Origin of the sequence: Streptomyces sp. NBC_01451, assembly GCF_036227485.1 — a bacterium.
In the GTDB taxonomy this organism is placed as follows: domain Bacteria; phylum Actinomycetota; class Actinomycetes; order Streptomycetales; family Streptomycetaceae; genus Streptomyces.
Map to the genome: position 1 here is coordinate 5375941 of NZ_CP109479.1, position 17751 is coordinate 5393691.

Below are 17751 nucleotides of genomic sequence, written 5' to 3' on the forward strand. Positions count from 1 at the left end.
TAGGGATCACAGGCCTTCGTGTGTCGAGGGACGACGTGCCGTGAGGACGGTGAACGCGTTGTCCTCCGTGAGCACTCCTCTGTCGGCGAAGGGTGTGAGGACGTTGGCAACGGCCAGCTCGAAGTCGTCGCGGCGGTCGCCGAACAGATGCGGGGCCGCGAACGATGTTGAGTACAGGTAGCCCAGGACCTGCGAGATCTTCCAATGGCGGTGGACGGGAACGACCGTGGAGGTGACGTGTGAGAAGGCGGAAGCACGGAGTACCTCCTCGTACGGCGGCCCAGGCGTGCTGAAGGCGCAGTCGCCTGCTCTCCGTTGCCCACCGAGGAAGTGCTGGACGACCTCGCGGGCGGCCTGCTGCCACGGGCTGTCGGCGGTCCACAGACTCCGGTCGCTGAAGACCGCGACCACCCCCTCGGGGGCCACGTACTCACTGAGCCGGTCGAGGAAGCGCGGCTGGTTCAGCCAGTGGAAGACACGGCCGCAGGTGACGAGATGCGGTCGCCATCCCTCCGGTGGCAGGAAGTCCTCCGCGAGCGCGTGACGGAGTTGCAGCCGGTGGGCGGTGTCGAGCGTGGGACGGAGCATAGCTTCGGCCTCCGTGAGCATCCCCGGCTCGGCATCGACCACGAAAAGATCGTCGAAGTACGGCAAGAGCGCGTGAACAACGAGTCCCGGGCCGGTGCCGATGTCCAGAAGGCGCCGTGGGCTGTCTGTTGGCGCGGCCTGGTCGAGAAGGGCCGCGAGGGCGACGGGGATGCCTGGGCGGAAGCGTCGGTAATAGGCGGAGAGTCCGGCGAAGGTATTCACGCGCGCCACCCGCTCCACACGCTCTTGCCGGTCTCCAGGCGCAGGTTCTCCAGCATGGTGTGGGCTTCGTCGACCAGACCGACGTCGTGATGCTGGATGCCCCAGGCCAGGGAGTCGACAGCGTCCAGGGCCCCGTACGCCCGGCATGCCGCCGCTTCCTCCTCGGTGAGGGTGCGGCCGTACCCGTGGTGGAACGCGGCGTTCAGGTCCGGGTTGTGGTGCAGGATCCGGTAGCGCAGGCGGCTGAGATCCCGGCGTGGCGCGGGCTGGAGCTCGGCGCGTTCGAAGTCGATGACCCTCAGCAGTTGCTCGGACTCGTCCCACATCCAGTTCTTCGGCATGTAGTCGCCGTGCCCGGCGACCTGGGGCAGCCGTGGGGGCGGCTCGCTCAGGAGGGCTCGTACCGTTGAGAGTTCGTGCTTGGGCACGTACGCGGTGGCAGGCACCAGGACCTTCGACACCGTCTCTTCCCACTCGCCCTCGGTCGTGTCCGCGGTGGGCTCGTCGCCGGCCGCCGCGTGATGGCGAGCGAGGAGCTCACCTGCCTGCTCGTAGGCCTTGCGCTTCTGCTCGGCCGGCAGTCGGAGCGAGTCGAGGCTGTGTCCGGGCACAGCGGTGACCAGGACGGTGTGGGAGGCGGCCTTGGCGGCGACCAGGTCGGGCGTCCGGCCCTCGCCGAGGGAGACCGTCCACTTCCGGTATGCATCGACCTCACGCCGGTGCAGCTTGGGGCCCACGTGCTGCTTGGCAAACCACCGCCGGCCCCCGGACGCGTGGACTTCCCAGAGGGACGGCCTGATGGTGCCGGGGCGGGGGTGCTCAGCAACCACGGTGTACGTGTCGGTTACCGACGCCACCAGTTCGTGGAGTGCGCCGGGCATGTTCGTCACCTCGGTGCCCCCTTTCGTTCTCCGGGCCATCCAGTCACTGCGCGCACAGCATGTGACTGGATGGATTCTCTAGGTATTCACGTGTGGGTGCGTAGCCTGCCAAAAGGCACTGACAACGGGCGCTGAACTGGGCGTTTCCCACTCGATAGAGCCGACCCTGTACGCGCCCGTATCCCCGGCTCAGCCGGGTCGGCGCATGGGCTGCAGCCGCACGGGCACCGTGCGGTGCCCGTTGACGAGGAGGCTCGCCACCGGCTCAAGCTCCTCGGGCGGCACGGCGAGGGCCATGTCCGGGAAGCGGTTGAAGAGGGCGGGCAGCGCGGCTCGCGCTTCGGCGCGGGCCAGGGGAGCGCCGAGGCAGAAGTGAGCGCCGTGTCCGAAAGCGAGATGCTGTTTGTCGTCCCGCATGACGTCGAAGGCTCCCGCGGTGGCGCCGTGCAGGTTCGGATGGCGACCGGCGGCGCCGTACGAGGCGAGGATCGCCTCGCCCTGGCTGATCACGATCCCGTCCGGGAGGGGGATGTCCTCGACGGCGTATCGAAGCGGCATGTGGCTGATGGGGGCGGCGTAGCGGAGGGACTCCTCGATCACGTCGTCCCAGGACGCGCGCCCCGCCCGGACGTGAGCGAGCTGGTCGGGGCGGGTGAGCAGCGCGGTGACGGCTTGATCGAGCAGGTTGACGGTCGTCTCGTAGCCGGCGCTGATGATCAGGAGCAGCGTGTCCAGGAGTTCCTGCTCCGTGAGAACGGAGCCATCGCCCTCTTCGTCGCGTACGTCGATGAGCGTCGACGTGATGTCCTCGCCGGGGGTGGCCCGCTTCGATGCGACCAGTTCGGTGAGGATGCCGTACAGGGCCATGGTGTTGGCGCGGGCCTCCTCGCTGGTGAGGGTGGTGTCGAAGACTCCGTCGACCACGGTCCGGAAGCGGGGCCACACGTCCTGGGTCAGACCCATGAGATCGCCGATGACCTGGATCGGCAGGGGGAAGGCGAGGGCCTCGCGCAGTTCGACGACCTCGCCGGGCTGGGTCCGGGCTATCCGGTCGATGAGGCGGGCGGTGATCTGTTCGATGCGCGGCACCATCTCTGCGGTACGTCGGGCGGTGAACGCCTTGCTGACGAGACGCCTCAGCCGCCGGTGGTTGTCTCCGTAGGCGGTGAACATGTTGTCCACGCCGACCCACAGGGCCAGCGGCCACTTCTCGGTGATCTCGCCGCTGATGAACGCCGGCCAGTGCCTGCTGGCGTCCTTGGACACCCGGGCGTCGTTCAGAAGGCCTTTGAGGATGGCCGGGTCGCTGACCGACCAGGCGGTCACGCCGAGGATGTCCACGAGCGTGGCGGGACCGGCGGCGTGGAGGGCGTCTTCTTCGGCCGCGCGCGCACGGCCGGTGGGGTCGAGGACGAGGGGCAGGGTGCGGTCCATGTCGGGTTCTCCCTAGGTCAGAGTGAGGCGCGGCGACGGGGGGAAGCGGACCGGCAGGCCGGTCAGGGAGCGGTGGAACGGGCCGGGGCGGTAGGTGAGGTGGTCGGCGGGGACGGCGAGTTCCATTTCGGGGAGGGCGTCGAGGATCTGCTCGATGGCCACCTGGGCGATGAGGTAGGCCAGGGGCTGGGCGGGGCAGCCGTGGGGCCCGGCGCTCCACGTCAGGTGGGAGCGGTTGCCGGCCCGCTGGTCGGAGATGACCGCGGGGTCGTTGTTGCAGGCGGCCATGCTGATGACGACCGGCTGGTGGGCGGGTAGGACGACGCCGTCGATCTCGACCGGACGTGGTGGATACGACACGCAGAAGTTGGCCAGCGGAGGGTCCACGAAGAGCAGCTCGTCGAGAGCGTCGCGGACGCTGAGGCTCCCCCGGAGCACGTCGCCGGAGTACCGCTCGTCGCTGACGATCAGCAGAAGGGTGTTCGCGATGACGTTCTGCTCGGGCTCGATGCCGGCGCCGTAGAGGGTGACCAGCTGGTGTATCAGCTCCAGCTCGTTCAGCTGCGTCGGGTGGCTCAACAGGCCGGTGGTGACATCCATGCCCGGGTGGCGGCGCTTGAGGTCGACAAGTTCGCTGAGAGCCTCGGTGAGCATGGCGTTGCCGGCCTCGGCGTTTACGCCTTCGAAGATCGCGGCCATCCCGAGGGCTACGCGCTGGCCGATCTCCGGTGGGCAGCCGAGGATCGCGTTGAGGACCTGGAAGGCCAGAGGCTGTGCGTACTGCGTCAGCAGGTCCGCATGGCCCACCTCGCACATCTCGTTGATCAGGGGAATGGCGATCTGTTCCACCATGGCCTGCAGTTCGTGCTGGCGGACATGGTCGAGGGCGGACGTGTTCGCGGCACGGTAACGAGCGTGAGCGGGACCGGAGTTGCGCAGCGCGTTGGGGCGGTGCTCCAGCATCGGCAGGACCGGGCAGTGCGCGGGGACGCCTTGTTGCCAGACCCGCGGGTCGGCGGGGAACCGTACGGGGTCGTGAAGGATGCGGACGGCGGTCTGGTAGCCGATCACCAGCGTGGCGGGCACGTCGGGGTCCAGGTAGACCGGGGCCAGTGTTCCGTGTTGCTCCCGCATCTGCGTGTAGAAGCGGGAGGGATCAGCTGCGAACTCCGGCGCGTACATCGCGAACCGCGTCCGACCGGCGTGAGCGCGGTGGCCGGCTTGCGATGATGGTGGCGGCATGGTCACGACAGGTGCTCCAGTCGGCTGGATCGGTGGAGGTATTCGACGAACGCGATCAGCGCGTGGATGGAGGACATTTCGTCGCGGGCGTCGCAGGACGTGACCACCACGTCGTCGTCGAGGGCCAGGGCCCGGCGGACCTCGTCGAGGTCGAACCGTTGAGCGCCGTCCCATTCGTTGACGGCGACTCCGAACGGCAGGCCGCGTTCTTCGAAGAGCGCGAGAACCGCGTCGGAGTCCTGGAGCCGACGGGTGTCGACGAGGACCAGCGCGCCCAGCGCCCCGTGGAAGAGGTGCTCCCAGAAGGGGGTGAACCGGTTCTGTCCGGGGGTGCCGAACAGGTAGAGGGCCAGATGGGGGCTGAGGGTGCGGCGGCCGAAGTCGAAGGCGACCGTCGTCTCCGTCTTGCTGGGCAGGCCGGCGAGGTCGTCGATGCCGGTGCTGGCTTCTGTGATCGGCTCCTCGGTCCTCAGCGGTTTGATCTCCGACACGCTGCCCACCAGCGTCGTCTTGCCTGCCCCGAAGTGGCCGGCGATCAGGATCTTCGCTGACCGGGTCACGGTGGTTGGGAGGTATTGGTGCTCAGACGAGAGCACGGAGTCCATTGAGTACTTCCTCAATAACGCTGATGTCCGGCTGGTCGGCCGGTGCCGGGGTGTTGAGGTGGCCGGTGTCGAGAAGTCCGGAGACGACGATGAGAGCGACGGTGGGGGGCAGATCGAGGAGCGAGGCGATCTCGGCGATCACGATCGGCCCGTTGCAGATCCGCAGGATCCGCCGGGCTTCGACGTCGAGGCCGTGGAGCGGGCGGTCTGCGGCGCGAACCAGAGTCGTCAGGGTCAGGCCGTCGCGGGACGGTGACGAGTGCCCTCGTGTCCGGACATACGCTCGGACCATGTCGGGATCGCGCCGCAGAGCGCTCATGGCCGAGCGCCGCCTTCGTCACCCTTGTCCCGTGCCGGGCTGGACAGTTCCGCACCGAGGCGCTCGGTCAGTCCGTTCATCCGGTAGGTGAGGATTTCGGCGTCCACCGCCTCGGTCGTCGAGACCGCCAACAACGCGTTGTGGCCGACCGTCTTGACGAACAGGAGTCCCTCGTCGAACTCGGCGACGACCTGGCGCAGGCCGTTCTTCTTGCCACCGGTGTACGGGGCCAACGCGACGCCGATGGAGTGAAAGCCGCTGGTGGACGCGGCGACCTTGTCTGCCGTGTCACGGTCCACCGATTCCGAGTAGCCCAGGGCGAGACCGTCCGTGGCCAGAAGGACGGCGTAGCTGACATCCGGCATGCTCGTGAGGTCCCCGAGCATCCAGCCGAGCCTGTTCACCTGCGTCGTCATGAGTCGAGGGGCCTTTCTTGCTGGTCGGGGTGTACGTCGGTGTCCCCGGCGCGATCCTGCGGGGGTGCGGCCGTGCCGCGAGCCTGTCTGTTTGCCTGCTGCCAGGCGCCGATGACCGCGGGCCGGGCCGGTTCGGTACTCGTGCGACGCCCGGCAGAAGCCTGTTGCTGCGCATGCACCGGTTGGCGAGACGTGCGCGTCGGCAGTCCGTTCTCCGTCAGGGCGGGGGAAGAAGGCGCAGGCGCCGCGACGCGGGCGGGTCGCGGAGCCGGTTCGAGCTCAGCCGCAGCGGTGGTGAGAAGGGCCTCGGGCAGGAAGACCGAGGCGCACATCCCGCCGTAGCGGTTGGAGTCCGTGAGCACCACCTTCATGCCGTACCGGCGGGCAAGGAGCGCGATCACCGGGAAGCCGACCCTCGGGTGCGCCTCCAGGGTGAGGATGTCGACTTCCTGGCGGCCGTCCAGGATGCGCCGCGCGCGCTTCAGTTCCTCCTCGCTCATGCGCTTGCCGGCGTCGTCGATGAGGAGAGTGATTCCGTGGTGGCCGTGCTGGGCGTTCACCTCCACGTGAGTCTGAGGCGGCGAATAGCGTGCGGCGTTGTCGAGGAGGTGGCTCAGGATGAGCTTCACCGGCCCGACCATGCGGGCGATCACTGCCCGCTCAGACGCGTACGGGTGGACCCGTGCGTAGTCGGGAATCGCTCCCTGGGCCGCCCCGACGACGTCCGTGAGTGTGCTGGCGGGCCACCGCTGCCCGAGGAGCCCTCCAGCGAGCACGACGTACGACTGTGCCTGGTGGAGCATCTGCTGGACGCCGTGATCGATCTTGGTCAGCGTCGCGAAGACGGCACTGCCGTGATGTCGCCGGAGCGCCTGGGCCACCTCGCTGCTCACGTTGATGCCAGTGCTCACCATCGCGGTGGCGAACGCCTTGACGGCTGCCTTCGCCGACTCGCGCGCCTCGGCTTCGACTTGCTGACGTGTCGAAGCCGCCGTCACTCCTCGCACTTGGTGCAGGTCGGCGACATACCGCTCGCCGAGCACCCGGAGGTTCTCCACGAAGCCGGAACCGGCGAGACAGGCCGGTACCACGAACTCTGCCGAGGCCGACTGTGGCCGCTGGAGCGAGCCCACGACCGCTTCGAGGCCCTGCGAAAGCAGCGCGACCAGGGCCGTGTCCTGGGCAACGGCGGTCTCTTGCCAATGCACGGCCTGGGCACGGTGCTTGGCGGAGAGCCATGCGAAGTATGCGGCCAGCCCGAGCGCGACAACGAGCACCGCGGCCAGACCAACGGATGCCACGACGGCTGTTTCGTGTCTCATCGGATCTCTCACTGGGGTCGAAGTGGACTGCGACAGGGCAACAGGACCGGCAAGTTGATGGACCGCCGGGCTGGCGACAGTTCGATGGAGCCCAAGGAGGCCCGCTCATGTCGCCCAGGTCATCGGCTGGGGCCTAGAACTTGATCCCGCCGATCATGCGCGCCAGGCTCGTTGTGGCCTCTGAGATCGTTGGCGCGATCGAGGAACTGGCGAGGTAGAAGCCGAGGAGGGTGCAGACCACTGCGTGCCCGGCTTTCAGCCCGCCCTTCTTGATGAGCAGGAACGTGATGATCGCCAAGAGGACGACGGCCGAGACGCTAACCGCCATGCAGAGGCTCCCTTTTGCGCACGCCAGCCGACCGTGTCAGGGCGAGCCAGTGACGGAGCGCGGCGCTGTCGGTGCCTTCTGGATGTCCGTCAGGGGGAAGCAGCCATACCGTCGAGCAGCGCGAGTACCCGGCGACCTGTCTGTCGAGGGCGCATTCCCACAGGCGCCCCGCACGGCACACCGTCTGTGGAGCGTGCCACCGGTATGCCGTGTCCGCTTCGACCGGGATGTGGATACGCGAGTGCGCGTGGCAGCAGAGCACCGGCCCCACAGGGAGCCCCCGGCTTCGGGCACCCTCGACCGCACGCAAGCCGACGAGTAGTCCCGCCTGCACGACATCGACGGGCCCGAGTCGCGGCAGCGGGTGTGACGCGAGCTGGATCCTCCAGGGCAGTTCTGTCTGCGCGAACGGCAATGCCAACTCCGGTGAGGAGGAGTGGCGTTGCAACCGCTGCCGGCCGTCCAGCGGCACCACAGGTGCGACCGGCCGATGGGCAGCGGGCGGATCAGGGACGGCTTCAACTCGGCCTTGCGAGGCAATCACCGGGATCTCCTGTGCGTCCGGACACACTGACTGAGCCGCTTGACCAAGCAACTGCTGTCACAAGGACGTTGGCTGATCCCCAAGACTGTTTACCGAAAGGCGATTACGCACATTCCGAGGGTGATATCACTGAGGTGATGCCGGTTCCAGGAAGACCAGGAACCGCATGCGCTCGGCGAGCGTTAGGCCGCGCTCGAAAGAGCCGCTGAAAGACCACCGCCAACGGACTCTCCACAGTGGGAGCCGGCGTTGTCCTTGACAGCCTCGAAGACGTCCCACGGCTCCTGGACGCGATCGTCACAACAACCCTCGGCCGCGCCTGACGGCGGCGGCCCAGAAGTATGTCTCAACTGCCCGTATTACATGAGTGATACCGGCACGCGCGTACCCCCGCCTACGCTGTCGGGCGCAGACGAGAAACGGGGGTGCGATGCCAAGAAACCCTCGCGTATGCGCTGACTGCGGATGCCGCTTGAGCCAGTACAACGACGAAGACCGGTGTGCTACGTGCGCGCGCGTCAGGTTTCTCGACACCCGCCTTCAACGCCGGGTTCCAGACACCGTCTGGCAGCATCCGGAAGTCCACTCCGCCATCGCGGCATGGGACTTCGGGCGCGCGAGCCGCCTCATCCGCGAGCGGGCGAAGCTTCGCCAGGACGACATGGCCCGCATGACGGGGCTCAGCCAGGGTTTCCTTTCCATGCTCGAAGCAGGAACCCGCCGACTGACGAGCCTCGACAAGGTCGCGAGGTTCCTCAACGGCATGGAAACACCGGACGCCTTGCTCCCCCCACCGTTCCGTGAGCATCACGCAGCCCTCACGCCACGGCCGTTGCCGCACCCAGGACCATCCGCCGTTGATCTCCAGGTCGCGACCGGCGAGCAGGCAGTGGACCTCTATGAGCTCGCGACACAAGCCGCGGCCCAGTCGCTGCGGTTCGCGGAAGCGGTCACGAGGAGCAACGTGAGCGACATCGAGCTTGAGGGGCTGGAATCCAGGATCACCCGGATCGCGACGGACTACGTCCACGCTCCCCTGTACTCGCTCTTCCAAGACCTGCTGTCGACGAGAGATCAGCTCTTCGCGCTGCTGAGCGGCCACCAACCCCCCGGCCAAACCAGGGAGCTGTACCTCCTCGCCGGCACGAGTTGCCTGCTCCTTGCTCACGCGTCACAGAATCTCGGGGACCAGGACTCCGCTGTCGCCCAACTTCAGACGGCCGGGACCCTCGCCGAGCATGCCGACCACGACGATCTCCGGGCATGGGTCAAGGGCACAGCCGCACTGATCGCGGAGTGGTCAACTCACCGGCACGCAGCCTTCAAGTACACACAACAGGCGATCCGGTTCGCCCCCGTCGGCGAGACCCGGGTCAGAACCGCGGCGATCGGGGCCAGGGCTGCGGCACGCGTCGGAGACCGGAACACGGCCCTGGCAGCGCTCAAGGAACTTGAGCAGGCCCGCGAACAGCGAACAGACCCCAACGGGCTCACCAGATTCGGAGGCCTGCTCACTTTCCCGGAAGCCAAGCAGGAGTACTACATCGGCGGAACGTACGCCCTCCTCGGCGAACACGGGAGGGCCGAGCAGCACGCCGCCGCCGCGATCGATCTGTACGAGATGGGCCCGAAGGAGCAGCGGTCGTACGGCGACGAGGCGCTGGCGCGCCTCGACATCGTCACAGCGCGCATCGCCGCAGGAGAGATCGAGGGCGCCGGCGAGCAACTCCAGCCCATACTGGAGCTGCCGGTCGACCGCCGTATCCGACAGCTTGGCGACGCCGTGCAGGGAGTGGCTACGCTTCTTGAAGAACCACGGTTCGCCCGAAGCCAGGTTGCCCGCGAGCTCGCCGATGCCACTCGCGGCTATCAGGTGATCGACACGAGAGCGAAGGCCCTCACCTCATGACAATGACGGCCTCTCCCGAGTCCGCCGCCAGTAAGGCCTGCCAGGCGTCAGGTCTGACAGACCGCTCCCTTGTCCCGCTTCACCACCACGCCACTTCCGTGTTCCTTCTTGCTGCGGAAGGCGTTGTGGTGCGCGTCAGTCCCGCCTCGCAGCAGCAGCGCTTGGCGACCGCTGTCTCCCTCACGCGTTGGCTCGTCGCGAACGACTTCCCGGCGACAGAGCCAGTGGATGTACCCCAGCCGGTGGCATACGACCCATATGTCGTCACGTTCTGGCGGCACTACCCGCAACCTGAACACGGCGCACCTTCGCCCGGACGGTTGGGCGATCTGCTGAGAACTCTGCATTCCCTACCATCCCCGCCGGTGTCACTGCCGCAACACCAACCGCTTGCCTCACTCAAGACCGCCGTGGAGGCCAGTACCTACCTAGCGCCGAACGAACGGGCGTGGCTCATGGAGCGCAGGCAGGAACTTCTCCACGCATACGAACAGCTGGAATTCCCCTTGGGGCACGGGCACATTCACGGCGACGCATATCCGGGCAACACGCTCTGGGACGGCGAGGACGTCAGGCTCGGAGACTGGGACGAGGCGGCATTCGGCCCGCGAGAGATCGACTTGGCTAATACGTTCCAAGGAGTCCGCTTCGGGCGAAGCGTCGGACAACTGGATGATTTCAGCGAGCGGTACGGCTACGACATCCGGCAGTGGTCTGGTCAATCGGTTCTCTGTGGAATCCGAGACCTTCACACCCTCGGGTCCTTCATTCGGCGTGCGGATCAAGGAGACACTGCTGCTACCCAGCAGTTGTCGTATCGTATTGAGACGCTCAGAAACATGGATGCCCAAGCTCAATGGGGCGCCGCCTGAAAGAGCGCAGACCGGACCGGACGGGGTGGACCGAAGCTCAGGCCCGTTCGGCCTCTTCCGGTACGAGTCGGCTCGTGAAGCCGTCGCGACGCAACCGTTCGAAAGCCGCCGCCACATCGTCGGGAATCTCCTGCTCGATCATGAACCCTTGCCGTGGGTACACCATGAGCCGCTGCTGGGCCCCCACCAGCATGTCGATGACCAGCCGGGCGTCCTGGATCGAATCGACGTACTCGGAGAGCTCCATGGGCGTGGAGGCGCTCACCCACTCGACATCCGGCCAGAGCTTTCGCGCCGTCGCGTACGCCCGTCGCTCCTCGTACGGCTTGCTGACCAGCAGGACCGACGATACGGGAACACGCTGCTCTTCGAGCAGAGCGCGGGAGAAGCGGATGTTCTGGCCCGTGTTCCGGGCCTTCGGCTCGACGATGATGGCGCTCTCAGGAACCCCTAGCGCCATGGCACGGTCCCGATAGTGTTCGGCCTCGCCTCGGGGCATCCGCTCACGCGTCGTCCGGCTGGTCGCTCCGGTGAAGACGATGAGGGGCGCCATGCTGCGGTGGTAGAGGTCCGCGGTGGTGTCGGCTACTCCCAGGTCATGGCTGCCGAGTCCGATCGCCACGGAGCAAGGGCGCAGCTCGTGACCCATCTGCTGGAAGTCCCACAGCCGCCGAGCATCCGCCCATGCCTGCGTTGAGATCACTTGCTCTCGCCCTCCGTCTTCGCCGAGGACCTACTCCCCGCCGTTGCCTCCGCTGGGGTCAGCCTACGTTCCAGATCACAGGCACCCTCAGATGACGGTTCGCCTGTTCCCGCACACTCACGCCGTGTGAAACTCAATCGAGCAGGCTGAGGGGAGCAGGCCAATGCGAGGAATGACCGACCATCTTCCGTTCGGCAAGCGAGTCCGGTTCTACCGGAAACGCCGAGGTCTGAGCCAGCGGCAGCTCGGCGAACTTCTGGGACGCTCCGAGGACTGGGTGTACCGGGTCGAGTCCGAACGCCTACCGGTGAACAACGTGAAGATGCTCGCGGACCTGGCACACGCACTGCGAGTGCACGTTGAGGACCTTCAGGGAACGCCGACGCTCTTGGACGACCACGGTCGTCACGCGGCCAGCATCCCGGCGATTCGCACCGCACTCATGCAGTCGCGGCGGCTGGCGGGCTCGCTGTACGACGGCCGCGAAACCGTGCGCCTCGAACGCCTCTCCTTCGCAGTCGACGAAGCCTGGCGGCTCTTTCAGGATTGCCGGTTCGCGCGCCTTGGAGAGTGCCTGCCCGGGCTACTCGCGGACGCCCGGCTGGCAACACAGGAGCGCACGGCCGGCGCCGAACACGCCGAAGCACTCCGGTTGTTCGCACTGACCTGCCACGTGGCAGCGGTACTTCTCCGAAAATTGGGTGAGACCAACTTGGCCTGGACCGCTGTAGACCAGGGCGACATGGCGGCTGCGGAGTCCGAAGACCCCGCCACGATGCTGGCGTTGCGCCGAGGTGTCGCGCATGTTCAACTCGGCGCCGGCATGGCAGCGGAGGCAGTGAACGTCACCCTTGACGCGGCGGACGATCTCGAACCCGGTTGGTGGCGCTCCACGCCGGCTTCTCTTTCCCTGTACGGGACCCTCTTCCTCAACGGAGCCGTCGCAGCGGCCCGCATGCGGAACCGGGCGCTGGCAGACCACATGATGGGTAAGGCCCACGAGGCAGCGAACCTGCTCGGCGGCGACTCCAACGCGATGTGGACCTCCTTCGGCCCCGGCAACGTAGAGATCCACCGGCTGGCGCTCGCCCTGGAATTCGAGGACGTCCAACTGGCCGTGGACGTAGCCCCGAGAGTCAGAGCGGCAGGACTGCCGGTAGAACGACGTGGGCGGGCGCGACTGGATGTTGCCCGTGCCTATGCTGAGGCCGGGCGGACGGATGAGGCGATAGACCACCTCAAGCGCGCCTACCGAACCGCTCCCGAACAGATCAAGGCACATGAGTTCGCGCGGGACCTAGCTCGTCGGCTCCACAAACGATCCCGTCGTCAGGATGTTCAGGACCTGGCCATGCGGCTCGGCGCCATCAAGTAGCGCTTGTTGTAGAGAGGTTCGTTGGCGGACCCGGAGAAATCCTCCGGGTCCGCCTCCCCGTCGGCTTCTACGGTCGTTGCGACCAAGCCACTTGTACGGGGAGGCATCGCAGTGCCTGTGACCTACCAGCCGGATGATGGCGTCGGCCCCAAGAGCAGAAGCGCGGTGGTGCTCCGCTGGAGTCGCCATCCGCGCTGCGTCGGCCTTGCGCGTCGTGAACTCCGTAAGGCGCTGGACGGTTGGGGCCTCTCAAGTATTAAAGACCCAGCTGTCCTCGTTCTCTCGGAGCTCTTAACCGACGCAGTACGCCACGGTAATGCGCGGCCAGGCGCAGAGATCGAGACTCGGTATCTGCGAGTCGGAATTGGCCTGCGCATCGAGGTGTCTGACACAGTCCACGAATTCCTCCAGTTGACGGTAGGTTCCTCGGAGCCGGATAGAAATACCCGGCTGAGGCTCGTAGACGCATTGGCCGACCGGTGGAAAATGAACGACCCTATCGGGCTTGGCGCATCGGCGTGGGCAGAGATCTGCTTCCCGCCGCAGACCGGTGCCCCCGATGTCGACTGATGCCCGCCATCGCTTTCCGCTCGCCTTAGCAGTAGGCGAGGAAACCCGCAGGACCCCGACACTCGCAGGCGCAACGATGGTTGAGACGGAGATTCGGGAAGGAAGCCCTTCGTCCTTGTCCGAGACGGATGCCACTGAACGGCATGGACGCCAGTGTCGATGGTGTCGACGCCCCCTGAGTCGATACAACAATGAGCCGTTCTGCAGCGCTTGTTCGCGACATGTACCAGCTACCTCTTCGCCACCGCCCCAGGTGGAGCCAGAGGTTTGGCAGCGAGCGGACGTCCGGGAAGCTCTCTGGGCCCGTGACTTTGGCCGAGTGTGCCACCTTGTGCGAATCGGAAGCTCACTACGCCAGAGTGATATGGCGGAGCTCACGGGTCTGAGCCAGGCCTTCCTGTCCATGCTGGAGTCAGGAGTACGAAGACTTACCAACATCGACAAGATCGTCGAACTGCTTGCGGGACTCAACACTCCGGCGGAACTCACCGGCCCCATGCTCCAACCGCCGACAGCGGAAGGCCGACCGTGCGGCCCGTCACTCACAGGGAAGAAGGGGGGATGGCCGGCGTGACGCTCGGCCCGGTAGACCACTCCAACGACATCGAGAGGGTGCTGTTCGCGTAGAAGGGAAGGAGGGCCTTTTGGCCACTTCCGTGGCCAGAACCGTCGGAAGACTCGAGCGGTTGGCTATTGCGCCAGGCATCCGAGGATTCAAACGAGATCGACGAAGATAGCTGATAATCCAGCCGGTCAGATCGCACTGTTTTACGGCTCGCCGAGTCAGGCATCGATACCTTGCAAGACCCGTATGGGGACGTGGTCAGGTGCCCCGGACGATTAGATCGACGTGCGGGCCAGTGTGTGTCAGCAGTCGACGGATTACAACTTAGCGTACTCACGTGATCCCGCGAATATCACCTCCGTGATATCACCCCCGAGATGTGCTCGCCCCGTGAATCCGGAGCACCCTCATGAGGGGCCCGAACTCCAGGCCTGCACAGCACGACATCAGATCCGAAATACGCCGCGCCAGCGACAGGAGATGAGTGCCATGCCGACACCACGACGAAACAAGAACGATCACCTGCTCTACGCCGACGTCGTCGATTCCAAGCAGAAGGCCGGAGTCTGGATGGGCGAGCGTGACGCCTTCCAGGCCAAGCAGGCCGAGATCCTGGAAGCGGTGAAGGACCAGGCGGACTGGGTCCCGGTCGAGAACGCCATCCTGGTGGTCAGCACCGAGCCCGCCGGCATCACGGTCATCGCCCCGAACCCGACCCTCCCCGGCGTGATCGTCCTCGCCGACGGCGGCTCGCCGGAGGCCTCAGCACAGCTGCAGGCCGCCGGCGAGGAGCTCGTCCGCAAGGTCATGGCCGAGCGCGGCATCCTCGAAGAGGAAGCCGCGTAACACAGGTGGTCACCTCACAGCTCCTGTGGGGGAAGTACATCCAGTACGTCCGGGATGGCGAGGGCGCCCTCCTCGACCCGGTCACGCTGGACAGTGTGTACCTCAACCGCGGGGAGGTCACTGACCTCTCCGCGGTTCCCCCGACCGCGACCCACAAAGCTCTCGCCGAGCTCGGCTTCACACCTGACAGCCCTCGCGCTGATCAGCGTGAAGCACTCCATAACCGGCTCCACCAACTCGACCTGAATCCCGTCCCTGTACGGATCAGCGGCTTACGTGTCGTCCTCACCGACGCCTGCAACATGAAGTGCAGCTACTGCTTCGTCGAGACCAACACCGGTAGTCCGGACATGACCGAGCAGGAAATCGCCGACGGCCTGACCTACCTCTTCGAGACGAACGCCGGTCGCGACGAGGTAGCCATCCAGTGGTTCGGCGGCGAACCGACGACCCGGTTCGACCTGATGCAGCACGGGGACACCCTCGCGGACTCTCTCGCCGCGCGGTACAACGTCAAACGGGTCCGCCGAACAGTCGTCACCAACGGGGCCCGCATCACCGACGCCATGATCGAGCACTTCGCCCGGTACGAGTACGGCGTCGGGATCTCGATCGACGGACCGCCCGCCATCAACGCCGAACATCGGCGGCTCCTGGGCGGGCAACCGGCCGACGACCGGATTCGGCGCAACGTCCGCCGACTCCTCGACGCAGGCGGCATCCACGTGGGCTGCAACCTCACCCCCACACCCGCGAACATCGGCCGCCTGGCCGAAACCGTCACCTGGATCATCGACGATCTCGGGTTGAAGTTCATCTACGCCAACACCCCGATACCCACCAGCGGACGCTGGACGGTCAAGGGCAAGGATCTGGCCAGGGAGCTGTACCAAGCACGCCTCGTCGCTCTCGGGCGGGGCGGGATGATGTTCTCCGTCCTCGACCGGGCATTCCAGGCCCTCGACCGGCGCCGCCCCATGCTCTTCGACCACATTCAGAGCGACCGGACCCTGAACGTTGCCCTGCTGCCCGGCAACCGAGTCAGCCTCTGCGACATCAACTTCACCGCACCCTCCTTCCTGCACACCCTCGACGAACTGCGTGCGGACCCGAACCTGCTGGGCGGCATCGCCAAGAACGTCGCCCCCATCCCTGAATGTGGCCAGTGCCCGGCTCTGGCGATCTGCGGGGGCCCCTCGCGCAACGAACAGCTCCTGATTCGCGGAGACCGGCCGGACCCGCAGATGTGCGACTTCTACAAGAGCACCGTGGAGATCGCCGTATGGGACAGCACGGGGGTGCAGTGAACACTGTCACCCGCCCCGAGCGCTCGTTCTCCCCAGCCCGGCAGCGGTTCCGCTCCGCTCTCATCAGCACCGCCGGCCACTGCAAGATCGCCTGCGGATTCTGCTTCCGAGCAGACCGGGCCCACGGCTTCCTCGACATCCCCACCTACACCCGGGCCCTCTCCCGACTGAAGGAGACGGGTGTCGAAGCGATCTGCCTGACCGGCGGCGAACCCACCCACCACCCCCAACTCCGCCAGCTCGTACGGCTCGCCCACCAGTTCGGGATTCCCGTGTCGATCGTCACCTCGGCCCGAGACCCCGAGGATGTCGACCGGTTGGCCGACAGTGCGCGCCTGCTCGCGAACGTCACCGTGTCCGCCGACTCGGCCGGTGCCATGGAACTCGGTCGCACCACCCGCTCCGTGGCGTCGGCGATCGCGACGCTCGATCAGGTCCACACGGCAGAGAGAGTTCTCCACCTCACGTACTGGAAGCTCACAGCCCAGGAGTGCCAGGACATCTACGAGCGCGTCGACAAGTCAGGAGTCCAGATCCAGCTCAGCCCGGTGGCGCTCGACGACACGGCACTACAGCGGGCCGGCTCCACCTTCTACGGCTACCTTGCCCAGCAGAGGGAGGACGCCGATCTCCTCGGCCGCTACTTTCGGCTCACTCCGCGGTTCCAGGAGCACCTCACCGCCCTGCGAGCCATGCAGTTGTACCCGTGGCGACGACCCTTCTGCGCGTCCGCGACGCTGTACGTGTCTGCAAGCGGCGAGATCCGCCGCTGCCCGTACGGCAAAACGGGGGTGAGCGTGCGCGCGCCTCGCGCGGAGATCAGTCGCTTTCTCCGCACCGAACCGCAGGACCGGACCACCCCAGAGTGCGCGGCCATCTGCCGCGCCGACGACACCCCGTGAGTGGACGATGACGACCCCAGTCACCACACCCGAAGAGTTCATCGAACGGTGGCGGACCCCTCCCAACAAGCGTGTCAGCGACACCCTCACCGCCACCGGCTTCAGCTTCCCGCCCGCCCTTGACGTCCTCGACGCCGTCCGACAGGACGAGGAAGTGCGCTTCACTATCCTCGGAGACGAGGACTGGTCCGTACGCATGGAACGTACCTCGGCCTTCCGCACAGCCCCGGTCGAAGAAGTGGCCACCTGGACGTTCCGCCTCGTCCACTTCAACCTCACCCGCTTCTACGACGGACTCCTCAGCGGATTCCAGGAGCAGGTCATGGTCCCCTGGCGTACCCAGTTGTCGAGCTGGGGGTTCACGTGGCAACGGTGCGCGCCGCTGCTGTTCATCTCCACGGGCGGTGCCTCGTCGACGTACCACAACGACAACTCGCACGGGCTCGTGTGGCAGGTCGAGGGCACGAAGACCTTCCACAGCTACAGGGACCCCGACCAGCACCTCACGGCCGAGGCCGCTGTGGTGGGCGAGACCACCGCAGAGGAACCGCCCGAACACGACCCGGCCGACCGCGAGTCCGTACGGATGGGGCCCGGTGACCGGCTGTGGAGCCACGCTCTGACCCCGCACTGGGTGGCCACCGAGTCCCCGCTCGCGATGAGCGTGACCCTCTCTCACGGCGGCCTGTGTCACCAAGGCCGCTTCGCGGACCGTGAATTGGCACTCCGCGCCTACTGGGACCAGCACCCCGACGAGGCGTGGAAGCTCGATCTGCGTAACGTCCGCTACTGACCGGGCCG

The 17751-nt window shown here is 66.5% G+C and carries 18 protein-coding genes; 8 read left to right on the forward strand and 10 right to left on the reverse strand.

The annotated features are described in order from the left end of the window. Positions 1-6 precede the first annotated feature (6 nt). The 9 genes from OG595_RS23495 to OG595_RS23535 form a co-directional block, all read right to left on the reverse strand. A complete protein-coding gene (locus OG595_RS23495) occupies positions 7-810 on the reverse strand; it encodes a class I SAM-dependent methyltransferase (RefSeq protein ID WP_046707979.1) in 804 nt (267 codons plus the stop codon). After that, positions 807-1691, reverse strand: a complete 885-nt coding sequence (locus OG595_RS23500) for a phosphotransferase enzyme family protein (RefSeq protein ID WP_244901724.1) — start codon at positions 1689-1691, stop codon at positions 807-809. The genes OG595_RS23495 and OG595_RS23500 overlap by 4 nt, the downstream gene beginning before the upstream one ends. Positions 1692-1880: 189 nt before the next feature. Then, complete coding sequence (locus OG595_RS23505) at positions 1881-3125, reverse strand: cytochrome P450 family protein (RefSeq protein WP_046707966.1); 1245 nt, start codon at positions 3123-3125, stop codon at positions 1881-1883. 12 nt (positions 3126-3137) lie between these two features. Continuing rightward, positions 3138-4367 (reverse strand): cytochrome P450, encoded by a 1230-nt coding sequence (locus OG595_RS23510; RefSeq protein WP_046707980.1) that lies wholly within the window; start codon positions 4365-4367, stop codon positions 3138-3140. 2 nt (positions 4368-4369) lie between these two features. Then, positions 4370-4972, reverse strand: a complete 603-nt coding sequence (locus OG595_RS23515) for a GTP-binding protein (RefSeq protein WP_046707967.1) — start codon at positions 4970-4972, stop codon at positions 4370-4372. Then, positions 4950-5291 carry a DUF742 domain-containing protein gene (locus OG595_RS23520; protein WP_046707968.1) on the reverse strand — a complete coding sequence of 114 codons (342 nt, stop codon included), beginning with the start codon at positions 5289-5291 and terminating at the stop codon, positions 4950-4952. Before OG595_RS23520 ends, OG595_RS23515 begins: the two co-directional genes overlap by 23 nt. Then, complete coding sequence (locus OG595_RS23525) at positions 5288-5707, reverse strand: roadblock/LC7 domain-containing protein (RefSeq protein ID WP_046707969.1); 420 nt, start codon at positions 5705-5707, stop codon at positions 5288-5290. The genes OG595_RS23520 and OG595_RS23525 overlap by 4 nt, the downstream gene beginning before the upstream one ends. Then, complete coding sequence (locus OG595_RS23530) at positions 5704-7008, reverse strand: ATP-binding protein (protein WP_329275128.1); 1305 nt, start codon at positions 7006-7008, stop codon at positions 5704-5706. Before OG595_RS23530 ends, OG595_RS23525 begins: the two co-directional genes overlap by 4 nt. Positions 7009-7162: 154 nt before the next feature. Next, complete coding sequence (locus OG595_RS23535; RefSeq protein WP_046707970.1) at positions 7163-7357, reverse strand: hypothetical protein; 195 nt, start codon at positions 7355-7357, stop codon at positions 7163-7165. A 1016-nt stretch (positions 7358-8373) separates the two neighbouring features. Between OG595_RS23535 and OG595_RS23540 the strand changes: the two genes are divergently transcribed. Beyond that, positions 8374-9810, forward strand: coding sequence for a helix-turn-helix domain-containing protein (locus OG595_RS23540; protein WP_329275131.1), 1437 nt, complete (start codon positions 8374-8376; stop codon positions 9808-9810). A 98-nt stretch (positions 9811-9908) separates the two neighbouring features. Then, complete coding sequence (locus OG595_RS23545; protein WP_244901725.1) at positions 9909-10682, forward strand: phosphotransferase family protein; 774 nt, start codon at positions 9909-9911, stop codon at positions 10680-10682. Positions 10683-10719: 37 nt separating this feature from the next. Here OG595_RS23545 and OG595_RS23550 read toward each other — a convergent pair whose 3' ends face one another. Beyond that, positions 10720-11385, reverse strand: coding sequence for a YdcF family protein (locus OG595_RS23550; RefSeq protein WP_046707973.1), 666 nt, complete (start codon positions 11383-11385; stop codon positions 10720-10722). Positions 11386-11557: 172 nt separating this feature from the next. Here OG595_RS23550 and OG595_RS23555 point away from each other — a divergent pair, with 172 nt between their 5' ends. From OG595_RS23555 to OG595_RS23580, 6 genes are all read left to right on the forward strand, one after another. Further along, complete coding sequence (locus tag OG595_RS23555; protein ID WP_173531636.1) at positions 11558-12760, forward strand: helix-turn-helix domain-containing protein; 1203 nt, start codon at positions 11558-11560, stop codon at positions 12758-12760. Between the two features lie 646 nt (positions 12761-13406). Next, positions 13407-13904 (forward strand): helix-turn-helix domain-containing protein, encoded by a 498-nt coding sequence (locus tag OG595_RS23560; RefSeq protein ID WP_078935618.1) that lies wholly within the window; start codon positions 13407-13409, stop codon positions 13902-13904. A gap of 480 nt (positions 13905-14384) precedes the next feature. Next, positions 14385-14741: a hypothetical protein gene (locus tag OG595_RS23565; protein ID WP_046707975.1), complete on the forward strand. Its 357-nt coding sequence runs from the start codon at positions 14385-14387 to the stop codon at positions 14739-14741. Positions 14742-14746: 5 nt separating this feature from the next. Then, positions 14747-16048 carry a radical SAM protein gene (locus tag OG595_RS23570; protein WP_318325461.1) on the forward strand — a complete coding sequence of 434 codons (1302 nt, stop codon included), beginning with the start codon at positions 14747-14749 and terminating at the stop codon, positions 16046-16048. Beyond that, positions 16045-16950: a radical SAM protein gene (locus OG595_RS23575; RefSeq protein ID WP_329275138.1), complete on the forward strand. Its 906-nt coding sequence runs from the start codon at positions 16045-16047 to the stop codon at positions 16948-16950. Before OG595_RS23570 ends, OG595_RS23575 begins: the two co-directional genes overlap by 4 nt. A gap of 7 nt (positions 16951-16957) precedes the next feature. Further along, positions 16958-17743, forward strand: coding sequence for a hypothetical protein (locus OG595_RS23580; protein ID WP_046703858.1), 786 nt, complete (start codon positions 16958-16960; stop codon positions 17741-17743). The last annotated feature ends 8 nt before the right edge of the window (positions 17744-17751 follow it).